Source organism: Sphingomonas jaspsi DSM 18422, from assembly GCF_000585415.1.
GTDB lineage: Bacteria > Pseudomonadota > Alphaproteobacteria > Sphingomonadales > Sphingomonadaceae > Sphingomicrobium > Sphingomicrobium jaspsi.
In genome coordinates, this window is the sequence record NZ_KK073876.1 from 2,500,083 (window position 1) to 2,524,913 (window position 24,831).

17 protein-coding genes are annotated in these 24,831 nt (G+C 64.2%); 3 read left to right on the plus strand and 14 right to left on the minus strand.

Translation table 11 applies throughout. The features are described 5' to 3' along the window. Positions 1–2 precede the first annotated feature (2 nt). The 11 genes from eda to G570_RS12795 all read right to left on the minus strand — a co-directional run bounded on the left by eda (position 3) and on the right by G570_RS12795 (position 17,086). Entirely contained in the window at positions 3–617 is a 615-nt protein-coding gene (eda, locus tag G570_RS12745; protein WP_037503058.1) for a bifunctional 4-hydroxy-2-oxoglutarate aldolase/2-dehydro-3-deoxy-phosphogluconate aldolase, read from the minus strand. Continuing rightward, on the minus strand, positions 614–1,588 hold the full coding sequence (locus G570_RS12750) for a glucokinase (protein WP_037503060.1): 975 nt from the start codon (positions 1,586–1,588) through the stop codon (positions 614–616). The genes eda and G570_RS12750 overlap by 4 nt, the downstream gene beginning before the upstream one ends. Continuing rightward, complete coding sequence (gene edd / locus G570_RS12755; protein ID WP_037503063.1) at positions 1,585–3,396, minus strand: phosphogluconate dehydratase; 1,812 nt, start codon at positions 3,394–3,396, stop codon at positions 1,585–1,587. Before edd ends, G570_RS12750 begins: the two co-directional genes overlap by 4 nt. Continuing rightward, positions 3,396–4,097, minus strand: coding sequence for a 6-phosphogluconolactonase (pgl, locus tag G570_RS12760; RefSeq protein ID WP_037503066.1), 702 nt, complete (start codon positions 4,095–4,097; stop codon positions 3,396–3,398). The genes edd and pgl overlap by 1 nt, the downstream gene beginning before the upstream one ends. Then, the gene (gene zwf / locus G570_RS12765) at positions 4,090–5,544 is read right to left on the minus strand and encodes a glucose-6-phosphate dehydrogenase (protein ID WP_425423573.1); all 1,455 of its coding nucleotides are present in this window, start codon (positions 5,542–5,544) and stop codon (positions 4,090–4,092) included. The genes pgl and zwf overlap by 8 nt, the downstream gene beginning before the upstream one ends. A 43-nt stretch (positions 5,545–5,587) precedes the next feature. Further along, positions 5,588–7,090, minus strand: a complete 1,503-nt coding sequence (locus G570_RS12770; RefSeq protein WP_037503072.1) for a tryptophan halogenase family protein — start codon at positions 7,088–7,090, stop codon at positions 5,588–5,590. After that, positions 7,087–9,120, minus strand: a complete 2,034-nt coding sequence (locus G570_RS12775; protein ID WP_037503076.1) for a glycoside hydrolase family 97 protein — start codon at positions 9,118–9,120, stop codon at positions 7,087–7,089. The genes G570_RS12770 and G570_RS12775 overlap by 4 nt, the downstream gene beginning before the upstream one ends. Next, positions 9,114–10,736 (minus strand): alpha-amylase family glycosyl hydrolase, encoded by a 1,623-nt coding sequence (locus G570_RS12780; RefSeq protein WP_051504601.1) that lies wholly within the window; start codon positions 10,734–10,736, stop codon positions 9,114–9,116. The genes G570_RS12775 and G570_RS12780 overlap by 7 nt, the downstream gene beginning before the upstream one ends. Further along, complete coding sequence (locus G570_RS12785; RefSeq protein ID WP_084607720.1) at positions 10,733–12,568, minus strand: alpha-amylase family glycosyl hydrolase; 1,836 nt, start codon at positions 12,566–12,568, stop codon at positions 10,733–10,735. The genes G570_RS12780 and G570_RS12785 overlap by 4 nt, the downstream gene beginning before the upstream one ends. Beyond that, on the minus strand, positions 12,568–14,094 hold the full coding sequence (locus tag G570_RS12790) for a tryptophan halogenase family protein (protein ID WP_037503083.1): 1,527 nt from the start codon (positions 14,092–14,094) through the stop codon (positions 12,568–12,570). The genes G570_RS12785 and G570_RS12790 overlap by 1 nt, the downstream gene beginning before the upstream one ends. A gap of 82 nt (positions 14,095–14,176) precedes the next feature. After that, positions 14,177–17,086, minus strand: coding sequence for a TonB-dependent receptor (locus tag G570_RS12795; RefSeq protein ID WP_051504451.1), 2,910 nt, complete (start codon positions 17,084–17,086; stop codon positions 14,177–14,179). Positions 17,087–17,254: 168 nt separating this feature from the next. Here G570_RS12795 and G570_RS12800 point away from each other — a divergent pair, with 168 nt between their 5' ends. The 3 genes from G570_RS12800 to G570_RS12810 all read left to right on the plus strand — a co-directional run bounded on the left by G570_RS12800 (position 17,255) and on the right by G570_RS12810 (position 21,128). After that, positions 17,255–18,292, plus strand: a complete 1,038-nt coding sequence (locus G570_RS12800) for a LacI family DNA-binding transcriptional regulator (RefSeq protein WP_037504211.1) — start codon at positions 17,255–17,257, stop codon at positions 18,290–18,292. Between the two features lie 101 nt (positions 18,293–18,393). Further along, complete coding sequence (locus tag G570_RS12805; RefSeq protein WP_037503085.1) at positions 18,394–19,899, plus strand: MFS transporter; 1,506 nt, start codon at positions 18,394–18,396, stop codon at positions 19,897–19,899. 332 nt (positions 19,900–20,231) lie between these two features. Then, positions 20,232–21,128, plus strand: coding sequence for an SPFH domain-containing protein (locus tag G570_RS12810; protein WP_245600307.1), 897 nt, complete (start codon positions 20,232–20,234; stop codon positions 21,126–21,128). Between the two features lie 40 nt (positions 21,129–21,168). Here G570_RS12810 and G570_RS13910 read toward each other — a convergent pair whose 3' ends face one another. From G570_RS13910 to G570_RS12825, 3 genes are read right to left on the minus strand one after another with little or no spacing between them, the layout of a single operon-like run. Beyond that, positions 21,169–21,921 (minus strand): energy transducer TonB, encoded by a 753-nt coding sequence (locus G570_RS13910; RefSeq protein ID WP_051504453.1) that lies wholly within the window; start codon positions 21,919–21,921, stop codon positions 21,169–21,171. A gap of 38 nt (positions 21,922–21,959) precedes the next feature. Beyond that, entirely contained in the window at positions 21,960–23,402 is a 1,443-nt protein-coding gene (gene gabD / locus G570_RS12820) for an NADP-dependent succinate-semialdehyde dehydrogenase (protein ID WP_037503088.1), read from the minus strand. An 11-nt stretch (positions 23,403–23,413) separates the two neighbouring features. Beyond that, complete coding sequence (locus G570_RS12825; protein ID WP_037503091.1) at positions 23,414–24,790, minus strand: aspartate aminotransferase family protein; 1,377 nt, start codon at positions 24,788–24,790, stop codon at positions 23,414–23,416. Between the last annotated feature and the right edge of the window lie 41 nt (positions 24,791–24,831).

Sequence of the window (24,831 nt, forward strand, 5' to 3'; positions counted from 1 at the left end):
CACTACCTTTCGAACTGGGCGGCCTTCCGCGCACGCTCGCCAACCTTGGCCATGTCACGCTCGCCCGCCGGAACCAGCCAGCTCCCGCCGACGCAAAGCACCGCCGGATGCGCCAGCCATTGCGACACCGTATCCTCGCGGATCCCGCCGGTGGGACAAAAGCGGACATCGCCGAACGGGCCGGCTAGCGCTTTGAGCGCATTCAATCCACCCGCGGCTTCCGCGGGGAAGAATTTGAACCGGTCGAGGCCGAGATCGAGCCCGCGCATGATGTCGCCGGCGTTGGCGATCCCGGGCAGGAACGGCACGCCGCTGGCGATGGCGGCCTTGCCAAGGCCTTCGGTAAGGCCAGGCGACACGATAAACTGCGATCCGGCGTCGATCGCCTCGCCCAGCATTTTCTCGTTGAGCACAGTGCCAGCGCCGACGATGGCACCATCGACCTTGCTCATCGCGCGAATGCAATCCAGCGCGTTGGGCGTGCGCAGCGTGATTTCGAGCACCGGCAGCCCCGCCTCGACCAGCGTTTCCGCTAGAGCGACCGGGTCGATCCCCTCTTCCATCACCAGCACCGGAATGACCGGAGCGGTGCGCATCACCGTTTCGATATCGCTCATGCAAACTCCTTGGCGAAGGCGGCGGCGGCGCCATAGAGGCCCGGCTCGGGATAGGTTACCAGTTTCACCGGGATCGCCTCCATTCGACGTTCGAAACGGCCCTTGGCGATGAAGCGGTCGGCAAAGCCCGAGGTCGCGAAGCGATCACGGATACGGTAGCCGAGCCCGCCAGCGATCACCACGGCATTGGCGCCGTGCGCCAGCGCCTGGTCGCCCGCGACCGCACCCAGCGACAGGAAAAAGCGGTCAAGCGCCGCGCCGGCAAGCGGGTCGCTACCGTCAAGCGCGGCCGCCCACAGCGCCTTGTCGTCGACATGGGCCACGGCCTTGCCTTCGATCGCGGCCAGCGCATTGTAGATGTTGAACAATCCCGAACCGCAGGCGATCCGCTCGACCGACACGCGGCGGTAGACGCGGCGCAGCGACTGCAGGATCTGGTCTTCCAGGGCGTCGAGCGGCGCGAAGTCGACATGCCCGCCTTCGGTTTCGATGACATGATATTCGTGCGCCGGAAGCTTCAGCAGCTGCGCCACCCCAAGCCCGGTTCCGGGCCCCACAATGCTGGTAAGGCCGGTTTCGGGAAGCGGTCCGTCGGGGCCGCACAGGTGCAGGAAATGTTCGTCGTCGAGCTGCGCCACGGCATGGGCCACCGCCCCGAAATCGTTGACGATCTTGTACTGGGTAACGCCCAGTTTCTCCTGCATCAGCGCGGGACGGATGACCCATGGGTTGTTGGTCAGCTTCAGGACATCGCCGCCGACCGGGCCGGCAAAGGCGATGCCGATGGCATCGGGTTCGGGACCGGGATTGCGGGCGCAAAAATCCTGCCAGGCCAGCTGGAAGCTCGCATGGTCGGCGGTTTTCAACACCACCGGCTCGCCAAGCGACACGACCTTGCCGCCGTCGATGTCGGCCAGTGCGAAGCGGGCGTGCGTGCCGCCGATGTCGGCGACGGCGATGGTGCGGCTCATAACATTCCGTCCATTCCGGCGAGCATGGCGGATCCGCCATGTTCGGCATTGTCAGCGCCGTGGCGCATGAAGGCGAATAGTTCGCGGCCCGTGCCGATATGCGGCGGCGGCGGCGGTACGGGCTCGCGGCTGTCAAGGTCGGCGTGAACCTGCAGCGTTCCCGAATGGCCGCACAGCTTGATCATATCGCCGTCGCGGACCTTGGACAGCGGTCCGCCGCCGAGCGCTTCGCTGCAGCAGTGGATCGCCGCCGGGACCTTGCCGCTGGCGCCCGACATGCGCCCGTCCGTGACCAAAGCGACCCTGAACCCCTTGTCCTGCAACACGCCGAGCGGCGGGGTCAGCTTGTGCAGTTCTGGCATGCCGTTGGCGCGTGGGCCCTGGAAGCGCACCACCACCACCACGTCGCGGTCAAGCTCTCCCGCCTTGAAGGCGTCGACCACCTGGTTCTGGTCGTGGAACACCCGGCAGGGCGCCTCGATCGTCCAGCGCTCGCGGTCGACGGCGCTGGTCTTGAAGATGGCGCGGCCGAGGTTGCCCTTGACCAGCTTCATGCCCCCATCGGGAAGGAACGGGTCGCTGGCAGGCCGCAGCATGTCGGGGTTGGACGATTGCGTGACCCCGTCCCAACGCAGCGCATCGCCGTCCAGTGACGGCCGCGAGGCGAACGCGGCGAATTCGTCCGCCCCGGCGGCGAGGATGTCGCCGTGCAGCAGGCCATGTTCGACCAAGGTATGTGCGACAAACTCCATCCCGCCCGCATGGTGAAAATCGTTCGTATCGCCCGAACCATTTGGGTACACTCGGGCAATCAGCGGCACGGCATCGCTCAGCCGGTCGATGTCTTCCCAGTCGATGACAATGCCCGCCGCCCGCGCGATGGCGGGGATATGGATGGCATGGTTGGTCGACCCGCCGGTCGCCAGCAGCCCGACGGTCGCGTTGACGATGGCGCGTTCGTCGACAACCAGGCCCAACGGCCGCTCGCGCTTGGCAGACAGGTCGGCGATGCGGTGGACCGCGGCGCGGGTCAGTGCCTGGCGCAGCGGTGTGCCCGGATTGACGAAGGCGCTGCCCGGGACATGCAGCCCCATCAGCTCCATCATCATCTGGTTCGAATTGGCGGTGCCGTAGAAGGTGCAGGTGCCCGCGCCGTGATAGCTGGCGGCTTCGGCGGCGAGCAGTTCTTCCTTGGTCGCCTTGCCTTCCGCGAACAGTTGGCGGACCCGCTGCTTCTCCTTGTTGGCCAGACCGGACGGCATCGGACCGGCGGGGACCAGCAACGCGGGCAAATGACCGAAGCGAAGCGCGCCGATCAAAAGGCCCGGCACGATCTTGTCGCAGATGCCGAGCATCGCCACGCCGTCGAACATGCCATGGCTGAGCGCCACTGCCGTCGACAGGGCGATGACGTCGCGGCTGAACAGCGACAGCTCCATCCCCGACTGGCCTTGGGTCACCCCGTCGCACATCGCCGGGACCCCGCCCGCGACCTGCGCCGTGGCGCCGACCTCGCGCGCCCAGACCTTCATCTGTTCGGGGTAGCGATAATAGGGCTGGTGCGCCGACAACATGTCGTTGAAGGCCGTGACGATGCCGATGTTCGGCCCGCGCATGCCGCGGATCGCCTCCTTGTCCTCGCCCGCCGCGGCGAAGCCGTGGGCGAAGTTGCCGCAACTCATTCGCGGGCGGCTGATCCCGCGTTCGGCCTCGTCGGCGATCAGCTTCAGGTAGGTGCTGCGGCTCGGCTTCGACCGTTCGATGATGCGGTCGGTGACAGCCGCGACTTTGGGGTCGAGCCGCGCCATCACGGAGCCCAGTGAATGTCGATCGGCTGTTCGGCCTCGGCCAGCACGCGGCCGATCGGCAGCTTGGACGACTGCCCGTCCTCGATTGCGCCTTCCAGCAGGTCGCGCTTGGCCTGGCCGGTGATGGTAATGAGGATGGTTCGGGCCGACAGGATCGCCGAGCGGGTCAGCGTAACGCGCGCAACCGGTGCTTCCGGCGGCAGCGGATCGGGCATGACGCCGATCGCGTTGCGGCCCTTGGGCGCATTCAGCGCCTCATCGAGGTCGGGTCCCGCGAAGATCGACGCCGTATGCCCGTCATTGCCCATGCCGAGCCAGACCAGGTCGGGCGGCCATTTAAGATCTTTCAATCGGGCGTCGGCCGAATTGCCGGCGAGCTTGTAATCGTCGATGTCGCCGGTGATCGGCACCACCCGCGCACCGACCGGCAGGAAGGTCTGCGCAATCATCCGCACGTTCGAACGCTCGTCGGTCATCGGCACCAGCCGCTCGTCGCCGGGGATGATGGTGACTTTTTTCCAGTTGATCTTGGCCTTCACCAGCCGATCGAAAATCGGCTTGGGCGTATTGCCGCCGGGCAGCGCGATCAGGGCTTCCCCGCGCGCATCGAGAGCAGATTCGATGATGAAGCCGATATCGCCCGCGACGGCATCGGCCATCTCGTCGAGCGTATCATAGTCCCAGAATTCAGCTTCAATCATGCCAGCTAACTCCATCCCTTTCTGTCAGCGCGATGGCGGCCGACGGCCCCCAGCTTCCCGCGCTATATGTCCTTGGCGCCAGGCCGGCCTCTTCCCAGGCGGCACGAATGCCGTCGACCCAGGTCCATTGCGCCTCGACCTCGTCACGGCGCACGAACAGCGTCGGATTGCCTTCGATCAGGTCGAGCAGCAGCCGTTCATAGGCGATCCGGCGACGATGATCGGCAAAGGCGTTGGCCATGCCGACGTCAAGCGGCATTTCGCGCAGACGAACGCCGTCACGGTCGAGGCCCGGCGTCTTGGCCATCATCATCAGGCGGATATCTTCATCGGGCTGGATCGAAATGACCAGCTTGTTGGGGCTGGTCTTGGCCCCTCGCGCCGAGAAAATGTTGAAGGGCACGCATTTGAACTGGATGTAGATTTCGGTCTTGCGGGTCGGCATGCGCTTGCCGGTGCGAAGGTAAAACGGCACCCCTGCCCAGCGCCAATTGTCGACATGGGCCTTCAGCGCGACGAAGGTTTCGGTCGTCGACGGCTTGCCGAGTTCTTCAAGATAGCCCTTGGCGGGCTGGCCGTCCGACGCCCCCGCACCATATTGACCGGTCACGACATGGTTGCCGACGTCGCTCGCGCCGATCTTGCGCAGCGAGCGCAGCACCTTGACCTTTTCGTCGCGGATCGCGGTCGCGTCGAAATCGGTCGGCGGCTCCATCGCCACCAGTGCCAGCAGCTGCAGCATATGGTTCTGGACCATGTCACGCATCGCGCCCGCGCCGTCGTAATAGCCGGCACGGCCTTCCAGCCCTACCGTTTCGGCGACGGTGATCTGAACATGGTCGATATGCGCGGAATTCCACAGCGGCTCGAACATCGAATTGGCGAAGCGCAGCGCCAGGAGGTTCTGGACGGTTTCCTTGCCCAGATAATGGTCGATGCGGAAGGTCCGGTTTTCGGGGAAGGCCTTGGCCACCGCGTCGTTGATTTCGCGGCTGCTTTCCAGATCGCTGCCCAGCGGCTTTTCGAGCGCCAGCCTGACATTGTCGCAGGTCAGGCCGACCCGCTCTAGCCCATCGATGATCGGTTCGAACAGCGATGGCGCCGTCGACAGAAAGATGGCGAGGCCTTGCGAGCAGTCGATCCGCTTCGACAATTCGTCGAAATGGTCGGGGACCGACGCGTCCAGCGTGACGTAGCTGAGGCGTTTTGCGAACTCCGCGGCCTTGGCCTCGTCATAGAAGTCCGACGGCACATGTTCCTTAAGCGCTTCGAGCGCGGATTGCCGAAAGCCTTCGTCGTCGAGCTCGCTTCGCGCCGTGCCGACGATCTTGAGGCCGTCGGGCAGTAGGCCATCGGCATGCAGCCCATAGAGCGAAGGAAGGAGCATGCGGTGCGACAGGTCTCCGGTCGCACCAAACAGCAGCAGGGTCTGTACCTTGTCGGCGATCATGCATTCTCCCTAGCCGCAACGGAGGCGGCTTGCGAAGTGGTCAGGCGGACAATTTCGCCAATGCATCCGTATGCATCGGATAATTGAGTGCGCAACCGTGAACGAAGCGGGCCATTTCGTCCATGTCAGCCGTGCGAATATTGGGTTCGACCGGTCGAAGCTTGGCGGGGTCTGGAAAACTCCCGTAGCCAGCGAGCAGGCAATGCCAGCTGACGGCGCTGTAGCAGCCGTCGATCTTGCGGCGCTTCACTTCGGCCGCGACGTCCTGGCCGGTAAACCAGGCCGTGAAGATCGCCTTCAGGTCGTCGGACAGATGGTCGTGGCCGGTGGCATCGCGCCAATAGTCGGTGTCGCGGCGCTGAGCGGCGCGATAATGGCAGGCGATATAGTCGCGAATTCCGTCGTAGCGCCAGGCTATGCGCGCGTTGAAGTCGTCGCGGATCTTGGCAGTGACGCCGCCGCCATCGACCGCGTCGAGGAATCCTTCGACCGTCGCCATGACGATGTGGAGCGCGGTCGCCTCCAGCGGTTCGATGAACCCCTGCGCCAGGCCGATCGCAAGGCAGTTGCGGACCCAGCTGCGTTCGACCCGCCCGACGCGCATCTTCAAGTGCCGCGCTTCAACATCCGGTCCGGCATCGACATGGGCACGCAGCTCGGCCTCCGCCTCCTCCGGCGTGATGTAGCGAGAGGAATAAACGTAGCCGTTGCCCGTTCGGCTGGTCAGCGGAATATGCCAAGCCCAGCCCGCCGACAGCGCCGTGGCACGGGTCGCGACCTCCGGTCCTTCTGGACTGACGGGCGTGGGCATTACGACTGCGCTGTCGTTGAACAGATTGTCGGCGAAGCTGATATGCGGTTCGCCTAGCGCGCCTTCGATCAGTGCGGCGCGGAAGCCGCTTGCGTCGACGAAAAGGTCGCCCGTGATGCGCCGTCCGTCATCGGCCACCAACGCCGCGATGTCGCCGTCCACAAGCTCGACGTCGGCAATCGTCGCTTCGAAGCGCTCGACGCCGCGCGCCGTCGCCACCTCACGCAGATAGTCGCCGACGAGGTAGCTATCGAAGTGGTAGCCATATGTCGTCTCGAATGGGAAATTGACCGGGGTCAGCGGCGCCCGGCGCTGATCCGCCAGAACGGTCGGGACGAACCACAGATCCGGATGAGCCGGCACGTCGCGCCCATTTCGGCGCAGCAAGGCATGGTGGAAGAATTGCGGAACGCTATGACCGTCCAGCGCGGTTGGAAAGGGATGGAAGTAGCGTTCGTAGCCGGGCAGGTCTGACCAGCCGACGAATTCGATCCCCGTCTTGTAGGTCGCGTTGCAGCGCGGCATCCAGTCCGCTTCGGCGATGCCCATCGTGTCGAAGAAATGCTTCAGCTGCGGGGTCGACCCCTCGCCGACGCCGATGATCCCGATGTCCTTCGATTCGACGAGCGTGACCCGCGTCCCGCGCGTCCCCCAGCGCTGGTTGAACAGCATTGCCGCCATCCACCCGGCGGTCCCCCCGCCGAGGATGACGACCTGTCCCGGATGCGTCATTTGCGGCGGGGCGCGGCCAGCCTGATCGCAAAGCCTCCGCCCGGCGCCATGTCCAGCGTCAGTCGGTCGCCGGCCCTGACCGTTTTCGTTTCGCGCACCATGTCCTTGCCCTTCGCACCGGCTTCGGCGGTTGGCCCGTCGCGCCAGATCGACGCGACATAGGAGGTGCCGGGCTTCAGGAAATCAAGCGCCAGCGTCACGCTGCGCCGGGTTTCGTTGGTGATGCCGCCCAGATACCAGTCGGCCGAATTGCGGTCCATGCGCGCGACGACGGCATAGTTGCCGATCTCGCCTGCGATCACCCGGCTCTGGTCCCAGTCGACCGGCACCTGCTTGATGAAGTCGAACGCGACCGGGCTGGCCTCGTAATTTTCCTGCAGGTCGGCAGCCATCTGCACCGGCGAATAGATGACGACATAATAGGCCAGCTGGCGGGCCAGCGTCGACTGGATGTCGGTGTTGCCGCGGCCCTTCAGGCTGACGATCCCGGGCGTATAATCCATCGGCCCCGCCAGCATCCGGGTGAACAGCAGTTCGGTCTGGTAGTGCGGCGGGTTCTTGGGCACGCCCCAAGCGTCATATTCGGTCCCGCGCTGTCCTTCGCGGCTGATCCAGTTGGGGTAGGTGCGCCTCAGGCCCGTATCCTTGATCGGTTCATGGGCGTTGATCATGATGTGGCGCTTGGCGGCTTCCTCGACCACTTTCAGATGGTGGCGCGCCATGACCTGGCTTTCATGCCAGGTGAACTGGATGGAGCCGTCCGCCGCGCGTGCCTGAACGCCGCCGGCGTCGGCGACATAGCCGGTCTTTACCGCATCGACGCCAAGGCCTTTGAGGTAATCGAACCCGGCGCCCATCTCGTCCTCATAATGGGCGATGTTGGCGCTGGTTTCGTGATGGCCGATGATGTGGACGCCCTTCTTTCTGGCGTAGGCGGCGATCCTCGGGAAATCATAATCGGGATAGGGCTTGGTGAAGCTGAAGTCCCAGCCGTTGGCGAACCAGTCGCCGTCCCAGCCGACGTTCCATCCTTCGACCAGCATGCCGGGGATGCCGTTCTTTGACGCAAAGTCGATCAGCTTCATCGCATTGGCGGTCGTCGCGCCATGCTTCGGCCCCGACGCCCAGCTTTGCGTGTCGAGGTGCATGCCCCACCAGATGCCGACATATTTGCGGGGCTTCACCCAGCTGACGTCGCCCAGCTTGTTGGGCTCGTTGAGGTTGAGGATGAGGTTACGCGCATTGTAGAGCGACGGCGCATCGGCGGCAATGGTCAGCATCCGCCAAGGCGTGGCGAACGCACCCGCGCGGCTTACCTTCGCACCACTCGACGAAGGGGTCAGCACGGCCTTCAGCAGCGTGCCCCCGGCCCGCGCGACGTTCATGCCCGAATAGTCGACCAGCGCCGCTTCGTGGATCGACAGGTGCGTACCGTCGGCGAGCACCATGGTCAGCGGGGTCTGGCCGGTGCCGATGCCGCTGATCGGGGTCGACTGGTAGAGATATTCTTCGCGGTTGCTTTCGAACGCCGGCGCCCACCACGCCTTGCCGTCCTGCGCAATGTTGAACTGGGTCAGCTCCTCGGCGATATTCCAGGCCGCCCCGTCGCCGCGCGCCGGCAGGCGATAGCGGAACCCGACGCCTTGGTCGTAAGCGCGGAATTCGAGCGTCAGTTTGCGCTTGAGGCCGGTCTTTTCCTGCAGGTCGACGTCAAGTTCGCGATAGTGGTTGCGGATCGTGCGATCCTCGCCCCACGGCGTGGTCCATGTGTCGTCATGGTCGCTCGTCCGCTGCCCAGCCAGCGCGAAATTGCGCAGCATCTGCGGCTGGTCTGTGAACAGGAAGCCGAGCTGGCTGTCGCCGACCACCGCCTTGCCCGCGCGATCGACCCGATACTGGATCCGGCCTTCACCGTTCAGCGACACGGTGACCGACAGCGATCCGTCGGGCGACTGAACCTTCGCCTCCTGCGCCGCGGCCGGCGTGGCAAGCAACAGGGCGGAGGCGAGTGCAAGCAGCCGGATCAACATAGGGCGACATATCCTGACGCAGGGGGAAGGGCTTCGGCCGAAGGATCGGCGGACCCTGTAGCCAGCAGCAGGCTGCCGCCCGCTACCGGATTGGCGATCGTATCGCGCGACAGGTTGAACACGCAGCGCAGTCGCTGTCCGCCTGCTTCGCGTTCGAACGCGACGATGCTTGGGTGATCCCCGTCCACCAACCGAATACTGCCCTCGCGCAGGGCTGGATGCTGGTGGCGCAGCGCAATGACCCTGCGCGTCCAGTTGAGGATCGAGCCGGCGTCGGCGTCCTGGTGCGCGACATTGACCTTCAAATGCGCCGGATCGACCGGCAGCCAGGGCCGGTCGCTGCCGAAACCGCCGTCCGCAGCGTCGGTCCACGGCATCGGCGTGCGTGCACCGTCACGGCCCAGCGTCTGCGGCCAATTGGCGATCGCTTCGGGGTCCTGCAGGAATTCGAACGGGACGTGCGCCTGCGGCAAGCCCAGTTCCTCGCCCTGATAGATGATGGCATTGCCGCGCAGCGACGCCAGCAGCAGCATCGCGACGCGGACGAAGGAATCCCGCTCCGCTTCCGGCCACCAGCGCGAGGCGAAACGCGGCGCGTCATGGTTGGAAAATGCCCAGCTCGGCCAGCCCTCGCCCTCGCCGCCCGGCCAGTTGCGGATGGCGTCGCGCACGACATCGGGCGTCAACTGTTCGGCATAGAGATAGTCGAAACCGTAGGCGCTGTTCAGCCGCGCGTCGCCGGCAGTGTAGAGCTTCATTTCCTGCGGCGCCTGTTCGCCGCCGACCTCTGCCAGGCTGAACGCCGCGTCGTAGCGGTTCATCAGCGCCCGCACCCGTTCGATGAAGCCGGGAATGTCGGCGTGGCTCTGGTTGTGGAAATGATGCTGGAAATCGAACGGACGCGTCCGCTTCGCCGGGTTGGCGACCGGCGGATTATCGGTCAGCGCCGGGTCGTGCATCGCGAAATTGAGCGCGTCGAGGCGGAAGCCGTCGACGCCGCGGTCGAGCCAGAACTTCGCGACGCCGAGCAGCGCGTCCTGCACCTCGCGGTTGTGGACGTGAAGCTGCGGCTGCTCCTTCAGGAAATTGTGGAGATAATATTGCTCGCGCCGCGCGTCCCAAGTCCATGCCGGTCCGCCGAACACCGACTGCCAGTTACTGGGCGGCGATCCGTCCGGCTTGGGGTCCGCCCACACATACCAGTCAGCCTTGGCATTGTCGCGCGACGAGCGGCTTTCGCGGAACCACGGATGTTCGTCGCTGGTGTGGCTGTAGACCTGGTCGATGATGACCTTGAGGCCCAGTGCATGGGCTTTGGCAACAAGCGCATCGAAATCGGCCAGCGTGCCGAAGATCGGATCGACGTCGCAATAGTCGGCGACGTCATAGCCGAAATCCTTCATCGGCGAGGTGAAGAAGGGCGATACCCACACCCCGTCGCAGCCAAGACTGGCGATATGATCGAGCCGCTCGGTCGCACCCTTAAGGTCGCCGATCCCGTCGCCGTTGGAGTCCGCATAGCTGCGCGGATAAAGCTGGTAGATGACCGCGCCCTTCCACCACGGGCTTGTCGCGGTGTTGGCAACCGGCCGCGTCATGGCGAGGTCCGCGCTCATTTCGCCGCGCATACCGCATAGGCGAGCGGGGCAAGGGTCACGCGAACGCTGCCGGGCGCACTGGCGGTCGTCGCGCACTGGCCGGCGAGCGCGGTAAATTCGCGGCTGGCGACGTCGACTTCGACGTTTTGGGAAATGGGCTTGGTCGAGGTGTTGAACAGCAACAGATACTCCTTGCCCGTGTCTGGATCGAAGCGGGACACGGCGAACAGGCCGGGCTCTTCCGCGGCAAAGCGCGTCTTCTGCAAACCACGGCGGAGCGCGAGCGATTCCGACCGGATCCGCGAAAGCAGCGCGATCGTCCGGTACAGTGGGTGATTGGTGTCCCAATTGGCATCGGCGGTCGTCTTGCCCGTGCCGATCAGCTTGTTGTCGTTATAGACCGCGACCTTGGACGGGAACATGTCCTCGCGCGCCGCCTGGTCGCCGCCGTCGCTGACGAAGCCCTGTTCGTCGCCGTAGTAGATGGTGGGCACGCCGCGCAGCGTCAGCATCATTGCATGGCCGAGCATCACCCGGTCGAGTTGCTCGTCGGCGTCGGCCTTGGGCGATCCCATCCGGACGAACATCGAAAAGCGCCCTGCGTCATGGTTGCCGAGGAACGTCGGGTTGGTCTGCGCGGTCTTTTCGCCCTGCTCATACAGCGCGTCCATCGCAAAAAGGCGCGCCAGTTCGGACGGCGCCGCATTGCCGCCGACGGTGTCGACCATCGCCCGGGCGAAGGGGAAGTCGAGCACGTTCGGCATCTTGTCGACCCGATTGCGCAGCGCGGTGCGACCCGGCTCCATCACATCCGTGAAATTCTCGCCGAAGATGGTGAAATTGGGAATCCCGCGCTGCTTGGCGTGCGCTACAATTGCCGGCGCCCACTGCGCCCAGAATTCCGGATTGACGTGCTGCTGGGTATCGACCCGGAAGCCGTCGATGCCGAAATCGTCGATCCACTTGGCGTAGATGTCGATCAGGCCGCGCACCACGCGCGGATTTTCCGTCGCCAAATCGTCCAGCCCGACGAAGTCGCCCATGGTCGAGCTCTCGCCCTTGAACGCGCTGTTGCCGCGGTTGTGGTAGTAGATCGGGTCGTTAAGCCATTCCGGCTTCTTCACATGCGCTTCGGCCTTTGGCACGCGCACGGTGAAGGCGTAGTTGGGATCGGTCAGCTTGGCCCAATTGTCGACGCTGGCGTCGGCATCGCCGTTGAACCCGGGATTGATCGGGGCGCCATCGACCCCGCCCTTGCGCTGGTAAGGATAGTCGGCACGGCTGCGATAATCGCACTGGCCCTTATCGACGCATTCGACGGGCTGGATGACGTCGGCGGTGTGATTGGCGATGATGTCCATATAGACCTTCATCCCGCGCGCATGGGCGGCGTCTACGAAGGCCTTGAAATCGGCGTTGGTGCCAAGATGTGGGTCGACCGAGGTAAAGTCGGTGATCCAGTAGCCATGATAGCCGGCGCTCTCGTCGCCCTTGGGCCCTTGCACCACCTTGTTCTTGAAGATTGGGGTCAGCCAGATGGCCGTCACGCCCATCCCCTGGATATAGTCGAGCCGGCTGGTCAGGCCTTTGAGATCGCCGCCGTGGAAATAGCCCTTCGCGGCAGGATCGTAGCCGGTCTTGAGCCGGTCGCCCTTTTGCCCGCCCCGATCATTCTTCACGTCGCCATTCTCGAACCGGTCGGGCATGACGAAATAGATGATTTCGTCCTGCGGCAGACGCGCGCGGGTATCGGCGATCGGGACCGCCGAACGGCCTGATGCACTCAACGATCCCACTACCGCTGCGCCGATCAGGAACCCGACCGCCAGCCTTGGCCAATAACGCGCCATCACCTAGCTCCTTTTACTGCGGCAGCGGCCCGTCCGCTCTGGACATGTTCGATCCACTGTTCGTGGGTCGGCAGCGTCGCGGCGCGCTGACGGTAGCTTTCGGCCAGGCTAGACAGGAACAGCCCCAGTTCCTTGCCGTCGATCCCGCGCGCCAGCGGGCTGTAGGATCGTGGCTCGAGCCCCTGCCCGACCATGACCTGCGTCCACCCTTCTTCGGTGAACAGTTCGCCGTCGTCCTTCACCACCGCACCCGATTCCTCGAACATACCGATCTTTTCGACGAGGGAATCCGGCAGGGTCATCGACCGGCAATAGTCCCAGAACGGCTGACCTTCACGCTGGTTGACGGTGTAGTGGAGGATTAGGAAGTCGCGGATCTGCTGCCATTCCATCGCGATCTGGCGATTGAAGGCGTCGCGCACCTTCTGTTCGGAATTGGACGACGGCATCATTTTCAGGAAGCGCGAAATCGCGGTCTGAATGAGGTGCAGGCTGGTCGATTCCAGCGGCTCCATGAAGCCCGCCGCCAGACCCAGCGCCAGGCAATTGTGCGACCAGGCTTCCTTGCGGCGACCGGTGGTGAACTTGATCGGACGCGGATCGCCCAGCGGCTTGCCGTCCAGATTGTCAAGCAGGATCGATGTCGCTTCGTCGTCCGACAGATAGTCGGCGCAGTAGACATGGCCGTTGCCGGTGCGATGCTGCAACGGGATGCGCCACTGCCACCCGGCCTGGCGGGCGGTCGACCTTGTATAGGGGTGCAGCGGGTCCGCCCGTTCGCAGGGGACCGCCAGCGCGCGGTTGCAGGGCAGCCAATGCGACCAGTCGTCGAACGGGACACCCAGCGTCTCGCCGAGCAGCACGGACCGAAAGCCGGTGCAGTCGATGAAGAAATCGCCCTCGACACGGCGGTCGCCGTCCAGCACCAGCGCGCTGATATCGCCGCTGTCGGCGTCGCGCTCGACCGACTGGATCACCGCATTGAGGCGCGTGACGCCTCGCGCTTCGGCCATCTTGCGCAAATAGGCGGCGTAGAGCGTCGCGTCGAAATGATAGGCGTAGACGAGGTCGCGCACTGAACTGGGCGAATGACCCAGACCGATCATCCGGTCGGCCCGCGCCGCGACATCGTTGAAATTGTAGACGCCGAGCTCGTCGGCGGTGCCGTCGAACCGGCCTTTCAGCCACAGGTCGCGGAACGGCAGGATGCCGACCGCGCGGCCGAGCAGGCCGAAGCCATGGATGTAGCCATGGCCTTCTTCGCGCCAGCCGACGAATTCGATGCCCAGCTTGAAGCTGGCATTGGTTTCCCTGAGGAACTCCGCTTCGGGGATACCGAGCGCATTGTTGAAGTGGTGAATTTGCGGGATCGTCGCTTCGCCGACCCCCACCGTCCCGATCATATCCGATTCGATCAGGGTAATCGTCGCGGCACCGCCCAGAAATCGCGACAGTGCTGCTGCTGCCATCCAGCCTGCGGAGCCGCCGCCGGCGATGACGATATGTTGGGTGCTGGGAGCGTTCATCCGCCTACTTTGACCGATAAGGGCAAGCGGTAAAGCGCATTCCCGGCGGCGCGGGGGCACCGCCGAGAACCGCTATTCACATTTAACCGCGTTCCGGTTCCGGCGCCGGAGGCGGCGGCGGGGGCGGAGGCGGCGGCGGCGGACAGCTGTCGGTCGCCAGGATCACCGAACCGTCGGCGCAGGTCTGGGTAGCCGGCGGCGGCGGGGGCGGCGGCGGGACGACCGCCGGAGCCGGAGCCGGAGCAGGCCGTTCCGCACCGAACTTGTAGGTGAAGCCCGCAACCCAGCGACGACCGAAGGTCTGATAGCGCAGGAACGCGATATCATCCTGCGACGCGTTACCGTCGACCGTGGCGAGACGTTCGTTGGTCAGGTTCTGGCCCTGCAGGTAGACCGAAAGGCCGCGCAGCGACGAATTGTCCGGGAAGTCGTAACCCACCTGTGCGTCGAAGATGGTTTCATCGAGCACGAACTGCGGCGAGTCATCACCCTTATAGTCGCGGAATTCGCCCTTGAACCCATCGCGGTAGCGCATGCTGCCGCGGAGGCTGAAGCCAGACTTTTCGTAGTAGGCGGTCAGGTTGCCGACCCACTTCGAATAGCCCGGGATGACGTCCATCTGGCCGGCGAAGTTGCGTACCTTGGTCTTGGTGTAGCTAAGACCGCCGGTGATGCCGAACCCGTCGAGAGCGGGCGTGAACACTTCGAACGGAAGCGTGCCGGCCACTTCGAAGCCGTACAGCTTGCCGCCCTTGGTGTTGGCTAGCGTGTTCAGCGTACCGATGTTGCTGATCGGCGGAATACCCGATGGCGGCGGCAGATCGCTGTAGTCAAACTCGATCGTTCCGCGAGAAATGTAGCGGGTGATCTTTTTGTAGAAGGTCTGCAGCGAAATGTAGCCCTTCGAGCCGAAATACTTCTCGATGTTGAAGTCGATGGCATTGGCCATGTACGGCTTGATATAGGGGTTGCCGCCACTGCCGGTGATGATGAAACCCTGACCGACATTGGTGCCGTAATCGAGGTTCGACGCCATATCGGGCAGACGGGCGCGCATCATTTCGCGGGCCAGCGCCAGACGGAACACCAGCCCGCTCGGCTGGCGCAGCGCCAGGTTCAGGCTGGGCAGATATTCCCAATATTTGATGCCGACGTCGGTATCGATCTTGCTGCCGTCGGCGAGGAACGAGATGCCCTTCGACGATTGGTTGGTGTGGACAGCTTGGATACCGATGTTGCCGGTCAGGTCGCTCGATCCCAGCGTGGCCTTGATGTTGGCCATCACATAGGGCGTCCAGACCTTTTCGCTAATCTTGTACGGGCGCTTCAGCACGTCGTTCGACAAGTTCGCGTCATACACTAGCGTCCCGTTGTCGAGCAGCACGCGCGGGTCGTAGGCGACAATCGGGCCGATGCCGCGCATGAAGTCGATCGTACCGACCAGTGCATCGGCCGGAATGGCGATCGAACATGGCGTGTTAACGACTGTGCCACTGCCGGTCAGGCAGGTGCCGGTGCCGCCCGGAACGAGGAAGCCTTCGGCGACCTTGAGCTGCTTCGAACGGTCGGCATAGCTGACGCCCGCCTTGATCGCGCTGATGAAACCGCTGTCGATGTCGCGTTCGATTTCGGCACGCGCCTGCTTGATGTCGTCGCGGGTTTCGCGAACGGCGTCATAACCGGCCTGCACGCGGGTCCAACCCCAGCCTTGGGTGTCGGTAAGGACAAGCTGCGAAGGATCGCCGAAATCGACCGGTCCATTCAGCGTGAATTCCGGACCGTGATCCGTCCAGTCATAGCTGATCGCCGTCGCCGGGCCGGCACCGCTGTAGCCGGTGCCGATCGTCGATTCGAGACGATGGTCGGTACGGTCGGTACGCGACCAAGCCAGGTCGATCATGCCCTTCCAGCCGTTGTGGCCGTCGAACTTGGTGTTCCAGCCCACCGAGTAGAGGTCGGCGTCGCGGTCGTTGGCATAGCCTTCGATGATCGGGTGGATGCCGTTCCAGGTACCTTGGGTCAGGAACCCGTTTTCAGTCGTCGTTCCGACCAGATTGTTGCCCGGCCATTCGATGCCGCGCTGGTTCACATGGTCCTTGAAGTTCGAATAGAAGCCGTCCCAGGTCATCATGACCGAGTCAGACACTTCCGCTTGCAGCGTGCCCATCAGGCCGAGACGCTTCAGCGAGCTGGCTTCGAACCACTGCTTGATGCCGTCGGGCTTGTAGGTGTCGGTGCCGTTATACTTGCTGAAGCCCCAGGCCTGGAAGTCCTTCGTCTGGTAAGGCTCGTCGGTATAGGATGCCGACAGCGCGACGCCGACGCGGTCGTCGGCGAACTGGTCGACATAGGTCGCGAACGCGCGCCAGCCCTTGTTCTTGGCGTCGGGCATCAGCTTGTCGCCGATGTAGGTGCCACGGGCGCCGACCGCGATCACGCGCTTCTTTGCGTCGAGCGGGCGAATGGTGCGCAGGTCGACGGTGCCGACCAGGCCCTGCGGAACGAGGTCCGCGGCCGGGCTCTTGTACACCACGACCTGGTTCATGACTTCCGACGGAAACTGGTCGAATTCGACCGAGCGGCTGTCGTTGGTGGTGGTCTGCTCGCGGCCATTGAGCGTGGTAACCGAGAAGTCCGGACCGAAGCCGCGGATCGAGATGATGCTGGCGCGGCCCTGGGTGCGCTGCGCGGCGAGACCCGGGAGGCGGGCGATCGATTCAGCGATCGAGTTGTCGGGCAGCTTGCCGATGTCTTCGGCGCTGACCGATTCGACGATCTGGTCCTCGCGCTTCTTGGTGTTCACCGCGCTTTGCAGCGAGGCGCGGAAGCCGGTGACGATAATGTCCTTGGCGTCGTCATCCTTGGTCGCCGTGTCGGCGGTCGCGTCGGCGGCCGGCGCGGCATCCTGCGCAAAGGCGGGGCTGGCCATGAAGCCCAGCGCGAAGCCAACCGCAGTCGTCGCGTAAAGCGAACGTGCAAATTTGGAAGTCATATACCCCTATCCCCTCAGTGTGTCGGCGACCTGTTAGCCTGCCGCATCCAGCGTCTGGATTACCCAAAGACTTACGCACGTGTGGCCCCCGGAGTCAGCTAGCCGACGGTGCTATACATACGTATTCACCTGTTCTACGAAGGCGTTAGCCACGGCTGCGTGGCGGAAATGCAACGGACTTTTCGACGCCCAGTGACCCAGCGCCGGCCTACCAGTTTTGACATTGCCGCGCTCGCCGGCGTCTCCCAGCCGACGGTCAGTCGCGCGCTGTCCGGCAACCCGTCGGTCAGCGAGGAAACGCGCGCCAAGGTCCTCGCTGCGGCGCGCGAGCTCAACTATACCGTCGACAAGAATGCGTCGGGCCTGCGCCGCCGCCAGTCGAAGACGATCGCGCTGCTGTTCTTCGAAGACCCGACGCCCGACGACACGCTGATCAACCCCTTCTACCTGTCCATGCTCGGTTCCCTCACGCGAGCGTGCGCGCGCGCGGGCTATGATCTGCTGATCAGCTTCCAGCAGCTCAGCGGCGACTGGCACGTCGATTATGAAGACAGCCGCAAGGCCGACGGGATCATCCTGCTCGGCTATGGCGACTATCTCGAAGCGCTGCCGCGGCTCGAACAGCTGGTCGATCAGGGTACCCATTTCGTGCGCTGGGGCGCGGCACGCGCCGGACAGGTCGGCACGACCGTCGGATCGGACAATGAGCGCGGCGGCTATCTTGCCGGCCAGCATTTGCTGGAGCGCGGCCACAAGGAAATCGCGTTCCTCGGAACGGCGACGCATGCCACCCCCGAATATCTCGAACGCTATCGCGGTTTCCGCCGTGCGCTCGAGGAAGCAGGTATCGACCATCGGCTGTCGATCGACGCCACCGCGTCGGAGGAATCGGGCCGCGACGCCATTCGCCAGCTGCGCGAAAGCGGCGCGACGTTCGACGCCATCTTCGCCATCAACGATCTGACCGCGATCGGTGCGATGCGAGCGCTGCACGACGAAGGGCTGGTTGTTCCCGATGACGTCGCCATCGTCGGCTTTGACGACCTGGCCGCGGCGCGGCTGGCCGAACCGGCGATCACCACCATTGCGCAGGACACCAAGCGCGCTGGCGACGCGCTGGTTGAAACGCTGATCGCCAAGATCGAGGAGCACGCCCCCGACAGCGTGCTGCTGCCCGTCGAACTGGTCGTCCGCGCGTCGAGCTGAGCCGCGCCTTGCATTCGTATGCACAAGGCCAGGCGTTGACTTGACCGCCATTCCTGCCAGCGTTCGCCGACAACGGGCGACAGACCCGGCGGGAGAGGAACATGGCGACGAACGAAAAGCCGCGGCAAAGCATCGCGGGCTTGTGGAATATCAGCTTCGGCTTTTTCGGGATCCAGATCGGCTTCGCGCTGCAGAACAGCAATATGAGCCGCATCTTCCAGACGCTCGGTTCCTCGCTCGACGATTTGCCCGCCCTTTGGGTGGCCGCGCCGCTGACCGGCCTGCTGGTCCAGCCGGTGATCGGCTACATGAGCGACCGGACCTGGCTCGGAAAGCTGGGACGTCGCCGTCCCTATTTCCTTGCCGGTGCGATCCTCGCCTCGCTGGCGCTGTTGTTGATGCCTTTGGCACCGGTGTTGCTGATGGCGGCGACGCTGCTGTGGATGCTCGACGCCAGCCTCAACATCTCGATGGAGCCGTTCCGCGCTTTCGTCGGCGACATGTTGCGCAAAGACCAGCACACCGCCGGCTATGCGGTGCAAACCGCCTTCATCGGCGCCGGCGCGGTGTGCGGGTCGATCTTCCCTTGGCTGCTCGATCATCTGGGGGTCGCCAACGAGGCTGCGCCGGGGGTCATTCCCGACACGGTCAAATACAGCTTCTGGGCGGGCGGGGTCGCGCTGTTCGCGGCGGTTATGTGGACCATCCTCACCACCCGCGAATACAGCCCCGAGGAAATGCGCAGCTTCGGCGAGGAAGCCGAAGACGCCGACAATTCACCCACCATCCGCGCGCTGGCCGCGCGCAGCTACGGCGCCAGCGCGATCTGGATCGCCGCAGGGCTTATCGTCGCGCTGTCGGTGGCGCCCCTCCAGCTTGAAAAAGAGGTCTACCTGCTTGGCGGGCTGCTCATCGCCTACGGCCTCGCTTCCCTTATCGCGATCTCGATGGCCAAGAAGGGCGGCTCGTCCAATATGCTGTCGAGCATCGTCGGCGACTTTTCCGGCATGCCCGACATCATGAAGAAACTCGCGGTGACCCAATTCTTCAGCTGGTCGGCACTGTTCATCATGTGGATCAACACCACCCCGGTCGTGGCGCAATATTTCTTCGGATCGGCCGACGCCGACAGCGCCGCCTATCAGGAAGGCGGCAATTGGGTGGGCGTCCTGTTCGCCGTCTACAACGGCGTCGCGGCGATCGCCGCCCTCACCCTCCTGCCCTTCCTCGCCAAGCGGGTCGGCAAGGTGAAGACGCATATGATCTGCCTGCTCGCCGGCGCGCTCGGCTACGCCAGCTTCTTCCTGTTCAAGGACCCGCAGCACCTGCTGATCGCGGAAATCGGCGTCGGCATCGCTTGGGCCTCGATCTTGGCCATGCCCTACGCCATCCTCGCGTCGAGCCTGCCGCAGGCCAAGCTTGGCATCTACATGGGCCTGTTCAACGTCTTCATCGTCGTGCCGCAGCTGCTGGTGGCAACGGTGATGGGGTCGATCATGAAGGCCTTTTTCCCCGACCAGCCGATCTACACCATGGCCTTCGCCGCCGCGGTGATGGCGCTAGCAGCGCTGGCGATGCTGCGGATCAGGGAAGACGTCCCGGCCTGAGACGTGTCGCGAAAAATCGGAAAGGCCATGTCCGGTTTCGCTTGCGTGGGCCAACAGAAGGCGTAGATTCACAAGCAATCGAGATTGACTGAGGAGACGGGTTAGCGGCGTAAAAAGTTTCTGCTTGCAGATTGTGGCGATCGGCTCTTCCACAAGGCCGTCGACCGTCGCGATTTCGGCCGTTGCTTCGTCGTCCCCGTCAGCGGGTTTTCCCGCTCTCGTCGACCCCGAACTCTCCCGAACATCTTAGCGAATAACTGCCGCGGCAACTCGTGCGCCCGCGCGCCCGCTCCCCATGGGTCTCGAGATCCTTTGAACAGGGAGTATGAAACATGAGCTATGTCACCACCGAACGCCGCCCGATGCTGGGCCGACTTTTCAACGGCGGCCTGCGCCGCAAATTCAGCCGGAGCGTCATCGCCTTCCCGATACTTGCGGGCGCGGCGGCGCTGCTGATGACCACCAGCTTCGCCCGGGTCGAACCCGGCAACGTCGGCATCCGCGTCAACAATATCGCGGGCGGCGTCCGGCCGAACTCGCTTGGCGTGGGCTGGTACTTCGCGCCTCCGGGAACGCACATCTACGAATATCCGGTGTTCACGCGGACCTATACCTGGACGTCCTCGTCGACCGAGCAGAGCCCGATCGACGAAAGCTTCAACTTCCAGGACAGGAATGGCCTGTCGCTGAAGGCCGACGTGGCGGTGAGCTATCACGTCGACCCGGCGAAGGCGTCGATCCTGTTCCAGCGTTACCGCACGGACATGGACCAGATCATCGCCGGGCCGCTGCGCAACGCGATCCGCAACGCCATCGTAGAGCGCGCCGCCCAACTCGGCGTCGAGCAAATCTACGGCGATCACAAGGCGGAACTGATCGCGACGGCACAGAAAAAGGTCGAAGCCTTTTTCGCGCCAGTCGGGTTGCAGGTCGAGCAAATCTACTGGGCCGGCAACATCGTCGTTCCCCCGCAGGTGCTCGACCAGATCAACGCGAAGATCGCCAACGAACAGGCGGCGCTCGCGGCACAGGCCAATGTCGCAACGGCGCAAGCCAATGCGGAGGCGCGCATCGCCAAAGCGAAGGGCGATGCGGAGGCGATCCAGGTCGAGGCGCAGGCGATCCGGACCAACCCGGAAATCGTCAAGCTGCGCGCGGTCGAGCGTTGGGACGGCAGGTTGCCGACCTACACCGGCGCGGGGCCGATGCCGTTCATCGATGTGAAGTAAGGCCTAAGAAGGGGCGCCGTCGTAAATCCGGCGGCGCCCTTTACCGTTCGAACCGTCCGGTATCGCTCTGGACATAGCCGAACCAGGCCGCGATCGGGGCGCCGTTGACGTCGGTGGCGGGACGGAACCGGGCCCGCTGCAGGATCAGGCTGCAGGTCCATTGATCGGCCGCGGCATTGCCGAAACTGCGCATGACGTCGCACTGACTGACCCGCCCGTCGGGCTGCACCCGGACGCGCACGAAGATGCGGCCGCCCTTTGGCCAGGCCCGCTGGATTTCGATCGGATAATCGCGGTTGGTGATGCCCTTTACCAGGCGCACGCCGCTGCCGCCGCTGCCGCCACCGCCGGTGCCATTGCCCGATCCGCCGCTGCCCGTGCCGTTACCGACGCCGCCGGCGCCGGTCCCGGGCCCCGGCACATTGCTGGCGCCCTGCGTCTTGTCCCCGCCGGTGTTGGGGGTCTTGCTGACCGGCATCGGCTGCGGCACCGGCAGCGGGATGCGCGGTTCGGGGTCCTTGACCTCGGTCGCTTTGCTCTTGACGTTCTTGGCCGAGGCGGCGCCTTCCTGTTCCTTGGGCTTGGCCTTTTCGGGCTGCTGCACGACCACCGGCGGTTCGGGCGGAGGCGGCGGCGGTTCGGTGACGTCGAACATCTGGACGACCTCTTCCGGCAGCGCTTCGCGAACCGTGCCCGACAGGTTCACCAGCGCGAACGCCAGCCCGACATGCACGAGCAGGACGAGCGCAAGCGTGATGAGTTTGTCGCGGCGGGAGGCTTTGGGCTGATACATTGGCGAAACGAACGCGGCAGGCCGCGTTGGGTTTCGCGTCAGATCGTCAGGCAGATATATTTGATTTCGAGATAATCCTCGATGCCATATTTAGAGCCTTCGCGGCCAAGCCCCGACTGCTTGACCCCGCCGAACGGCGCAACCTCGGTCGAGAGGATGCCCGAATTGACGCAGACCATGCCGCTTTCGATCGCCTCCGCCACACGCCACACGCGGCTGAGGTTGGTCGAATAGAAGTAGGAAGCGAGGCCGAATTCGGTGTCGTTGGCCATGGCGATCGCCTGCTCTTCGGTGTCGAACTTCACTACCGGGGCGAGCGGGCCGAAGGTCTCCTCACGCGCCACCGCCATGTCCTGCGTCACGTCGGCGATGACGGTCGGCTCGAAGAAGGTGCCGCCCAGCTCGTGGCGGTGTCCGCCGGTGATGAGGGTGGCGCCCTTCGACAGCGCGTCGGCGATATGCTCCTCGACCTTTTCGATCGCATGTTTGTCGATCAGCGGGCCCTGCTGCACGCCCTCTTCCAGCCCGTTGCCGACCTTCAGTGCATCGGCCGCCTTGGCCAATTTGTCGACGAATTCGTCATATACGCCGGCCTGCACGTACAGCCGGTTGGTACAAACGCAGGTCTGGCCTGAATTGCGATATTTGGACGCAATGGCGCCCGCCACGGCTGCGTCGACGTCGGCGTCGTCAAACACGATGAAAGGCGCATTGCCGCCGAGTTCCAGGCTCAGCTTCTTGATGGTTTCGGCGCTCTGCTTCATCAGCAGCCGTCCGACTTCGGTCGATCCGGTGAAGCTTAACTTGCGGACGATGGGGCTGGATGTCATCTCCCCGCCGATGTCGCCCGACCCGCCGGTCAGCACGTTGAAGATGCCCTTGGGAATGCCCGCTTCCTCGGCCAGCACCGCCAGCGCCAGCGCCGAAAAGGGCGTCTGGGTCGCGGGCTTCAGCACCATCGGGCAGCCCGCCGCCAGCGCAGGCCCGGCCTTGCGGGTGATCATCGCGTTCGGGAAATTCCATGGCGTGATGGCGCAGGCGACGCCGATCGGCTGCTTCAGCACGACGATGCGCTTGTCGTTCATGTGGCCGGGAATGACGTCGCCGTAGATTCGTTTTCCTTCTTCGGCGAACCATTCGATGAAGCTGGCGCCATAGGCGATTTCGCCACGGCTTTCGGTCAGGCTCTTGCCCTGCTCCATGGTCAGGATGCGCGCCAGCTCCTCCTGATTCGCCATCATCAGGTCGAACCATTTGCGCAGGATCGTCGCGCGCTCCTTTGCGGTCTTGGCGCGCCATTCGGGCCAAGCCCGCTCTGCCGCCTCGATCGCCCGCCGCGTTTCCGCTGCACCGCACTTCGGGACGGTGCCCAGTTTCTCGCCGGTCGCGGGGTTAGTGACGTCGAGTGTCTCCCCGTTATCCGCGTCGACCCACTGGCCGTCGATATAGCATTGTTGGCGGAGCAGCTTGGACGCGGTCATGGGGTGTTCCTTCAGGCGATGGCGCGCAGGGCCGGCATCGCTTCGTCGAGCGAACGGCAGATGATGTCGACCAGATCGTCGATCTGGGCACGGGTGATGATCAGCGGCGGCGACATCACGATGGTATCGCGGATGGCGCGGACCATCAGGCCGTTGTCGATGCAGTGGTCGCGGACGATAGGACCGGCATTGCCCTCGCTGCCGCCGAAGCGTTCGTTGGTGCCCTGCTTGGACACGATTTCGACCGCCCCGAGCAGGCCAATCGACCGCGTTTCGCCGACCAGCGGATGGTCGTTGAGGCGCGCCAGCGCTTCCGCGAGATAGGGCCCGACATCGTCGCGCACGCGGCCGACCAGCCCTTCGCGTTCGATGATGTCGATGTTGCGATGCGCGACCGCTGCCGACACCGGGTGCCCCGAATAGGTAAAGCCGTGTATGAAGTCGCCGCCGGTCTTCAGCACTTCGACGATGTCGCTCGACACGGCGGTTGCGCTGATCGGGAGGTAGCCCGACGAGAGGCCCTTGGCCATCGGCACCAGGTCGGGGGTGAAGCCCAGGCGCTGGTGGCCGAACCATTCGCCCGTCCGGCCATAGCCGCAGATGACTTCGTCAGCGACGAGCAGGATGCCGTACTTGCGGCAGATTGCCTCGACCGCCTGCCAGTAACCGTCGGGCGGGATGATTACGCCGCCCGCGCCCTGCACCGGCTCGCCGATGAAGGCGGCGACATTTTCCGGGCCGACTTCGAGGATTTTTTCCTCGATCGCGGCGGCGCATTGCTGGCCGAATTCATAAGGATCGGTGCCGAAGCCCTCACCGAAGTGATAGGGCTGGCGGACATGCTCGATGCCGGGGATGGGGAGGTCGCCCTGGACGTGCATGAACTTCATGCCGCCGAGGCTGACACCCGCGACGGTGGAGCCATGATAGGCGTTCCAGCGGCTGATGAAGACAGTGCGCTTGGGCTCGCCCTTCACCTTCCAATAATGGCGCACCATCCGGAAAACGGTGTCGTTGGCTTCGCTGCCCGACCCGTTGAAGAATATGTGCTGCAGCTTGCCGCCTGTGATGCCGGCAATGCGGTCTGCCAGCATGACCGTCGGCGGCGTCGCGGTCTTGAAGAAGGTGTTGTAGAAGGGCAGCTCGAGCATCTGCTCATAGGCGACGTCGGCCAGTTCCTTGCGGCCATAGCCGACGTTGACGCACCACAGGCCCGCCATGCCGTCGAGGATGCGGTTGCCGTCGCCGTCGTGGATGTAGCAGCCGTCGGCATGGGTGACGATGCGGCTGCCGCCCATATCCTCGATCAGCTTATAATCCTGCTGCGCGGGAAGATGGTGCGCGACGTCGAGGCGCTTGAGTTCGGCGATGTCGTAATTGCGGGCCATGAGATGTTCCAATGTCAGTAAAGGTCGGGACGCGGTTGAGG